This is a genomic window from Acidithiobacillus ferriphilus (genome assembly GCF_018854775.1).
Classification (GTDB): domain Bacteria; phylum Pseudomonadota; class Gammaproteobacteria; order Acidithiobacillales; family Acidithiobacillaceae; genus Acidithiobacillus; species Acidithiobacillus ferriphilus.
Map to the genome: position 1 here is coordinate 1 of NZ_JAAZTY010000088.1, position 2,455 is coordinate 2,455.

The following is a 2,455-nucleotide window of genomic DNA, read 5'->3' on the forward strand; positions in this document are numbered from 1 at the left end:
CCAGCGGATGATCCAGCAGATGCAAGAGTCGCTGCACGTCCGCAAGTGGCATGTCCAGCGCCCGGCAGTGGCGAATAAAGGCAAGCCGTTCCAGATGCGCGAGGCCATAAGCGCGATAGCCGTTCGCCCGCCGAACTGGCGCGGGCAAGAGGCCTATCCGTTCATAATAACGGATGGTCTCTGGATCCACGCACGTGGCCTGCCCAAGTTCGCCAATTCGCATATCAGCCCCCCAAAAAGAGCAGTATAAATCCTTGACCATGTAGTGGCTACAAGGTTTTTAATGGCAATTCATTCGGATTTTTGCAGAGAAGGATGGTGTATGGCACACGACTCTCATGACCATGCCGGTCATACCGCTGGTCACCATCATACCCACACGCATAGCCATGCCCACGGTCCGGCAAACTATGGTCGCGCTTTTGCCATCGGAGGGGCGCTCAACCTGAGCTTCATGCTGGCTGAGGTCGTGTTTGGGATGATTGGACATTCCCTGGCTTTACTGGCGGATGCCGGACATAACATGAGTGACATCCTGGGCTTGCTCATGGCTTGGGGCGCCACGGCACTGTCTCGCCGCCAGCCCTCGGCGCGCTTTACCTACGGGCTGCGCAGCTCGTCAATTCTGGTGGCTCTGGCCAATGCCGTATTCCTGTTGGTGGTGACTGGCGGGATCGCCTGGGAAGCGATTCAGCGCATGCTGCATCCCACGCCCGTGGCAAGCGGCATAGTCATTGGCGTCGCAGCCTTCGGAGTGGCGATCAATACCGGAACCGCCCTGCTGTTCATGGCGGGGCGCAAGGGCGATCTGAATATCCGAGCAGCGTTTCTGCACATGGCGGGCGATGCCGCCGTATCGCTCGGGGTGGTCCTGGCGGGGATCGGGATGCTGTTTACCGACTGGTTTTGGCTGGATCCCGCGGTCAGCCTGCTCATCAGCGCGGTGATCGTGATCGCCACCTGGGGCTTGCTGAGGGATTCCCTCAACCTGACCCTGCACGGCGTGCCCGAAGGAATCGAAACCCAGGCGGTACGCGCCTATCTCGCCGCCCTGCCGGATGTGGCGGCGGTACATGACCTGCACATCTGGGCCATGAGCACCACCGAAACGGCGCTGACCGTGCATCTGGTCATGCCCAACGGCCACCCCGGAGACGCGCTCCTGAACCGGATCGGCAATGAATTGCAGAGGCGCTTTCGCATCGACCACCCCACCTTGCAGGTGGAGGCTGGCGATCCGGCCCACCCGTGCGCACTGGCGCCGGATCATCGGGTTTGAGATTTTCCGGAAGGTTTATGCAAGGATCCAGGAATATGGCTTCGAGAAGATTTCTTTTCCACAATATAGATACTCTGAATAGATACGGTCAGAGGTCAGCATCAAAATGTCAGGAAGTTCGCGCATGAGATAAAGTATCTTCGCTAATGGCCTGTATGACAAGGGCATGCTGAACAGTCACAGAATATTTAACGTACGCTACCGCTAGGTACAGCAAACTCAAGGGATACCACAACAAATGGCTAATTGCTGTGAAGACAAACGATGCGAGATAGACGCCATGCGCGAGAGTCACAGGCGTGTGCTGTGGATCGTGTTCACCATCAACGCTGTCATGTTTTTCGTGGAAGGCTCGGCGGGCCTAATCGCCCATTCAATTTCGCTGCTGGCGGACGCGCTGGACATGCTGGGCGATGCCTTGGTGTACGGGTTCAGCCTCTTCGTGTTGGCACGATCGGCGCACTGGCAGGCAGTTGCTGCCCTGGTAAAGGGCGGCTTCATGCTCGCGCTTGGGCTTGGTGTGCTGGGGACGGCGATCTACAAAGTGTTTCACCCCGTCATGCCGGATATCGAAACGATGGGAATCGTCGGCGTGCTGGCACTCCTCGCCAATCTCGTGTGCTTTTTTCTTTTGTACCGATCCCGTGGCTACAACCTAAACATGAGTTCCAGTTGGCTGTGCTCTCGAAATGACTTGATCGCCAACGTCGGTGTTTTACTCGCCGCCAGCAGCATTTACCTGCTTGCCTCGCGCTGGCCTGACATCATCGTCGGAGCCCTTATCTCCGGTGTGTTTCTCCGTTCCGCGCTTAATGTCCTGCAGCAATCCTTGCAAGCACTACGTGCACAGGGAGCGCCTCCCGTGGCAAGAACAGGAAAAGTGCGTCATTGGTGAGATTAACATCTTCCAAGGTGCGGACATGGGACCACAACCTCCCCTGTAGACTAGCCCTTTTTATAGAGTTGAGCCACATGGATTTTGGTCCAGGTCTTTGCTTGTTTCTACAGGCGTAAAATGCACAATGTGACTCTGAACCCGCCTGCATTGCACTATAAGGAAAGCTCCTTCCCTATGGAAATCTGTTCACAGCACATGATCCAGCAATCGCGCCACATGCGGGCTCATCAGTCCACAGGTTCGTGGCGAGCAGTGGCGGTATTACCCTGCCTTTAACC

The 2,455-nt window shown here is 56.7% G+C and carries 3 protein-coding genes; 2 read left to right on the forward strand and 1 reads right to left on the reverse strand.

Annotated features, from left to right (window positions below):
• The coding region (locus tag HF921_RS06960; protein WP_215893568.1) for a MerR family transcriptional regulator at nt 1-223 on the reverse strand (223 nt) is incomplete at its 3' end.
• A 99-nt stretch (nt 224-322) separates the two neighbouring features.
• Between HF921_RS06960 and HF921_RS06965 the strand changes: the two genes are divergently transcribed.
• Nucleotides 323-1,279: a cation diffusion facilitator family transporter gene (locus tag HF921_RS06965; protein ID WP_010642689.1), complete on the forward strand. Its 957-nt coding sequence runs from the start codon at nt 323-325 to the stop codon at nt 1,277-1,279.
• 280 nt (nt 1,280-1,559) lie between these two features.
• Nucleotides 1,560-2,174: a cation diffusion facilitator family transporter gene (locus tag HF921_RS06970; RefSeq protein ID WP_226833055.1), complete on the forward strand. Its 615-nt coding sequence runs from the start codon at nt 1,560-1,562 to the stop codon at nt 2,172-2,174.
• Nucleotides 2,175-2,455 lie beyond the last annotated feature (281 nt).

Coding starts and splice junctions, on each gene's coding strand:
- HF921_RS06965 (WP_010642689.1), top strand. CDS start 323: ATGGCACACGACTCTCATGACCATGCCGGTCATACCGCTGGTCACCAT.
- HF921_RS06970 (WP_226833055.1), top strand. CDS start 1,560: ATGCGCGAGAGTCACAGGCGTGTGCTGTGGATCGTGTTCACCATCAAC.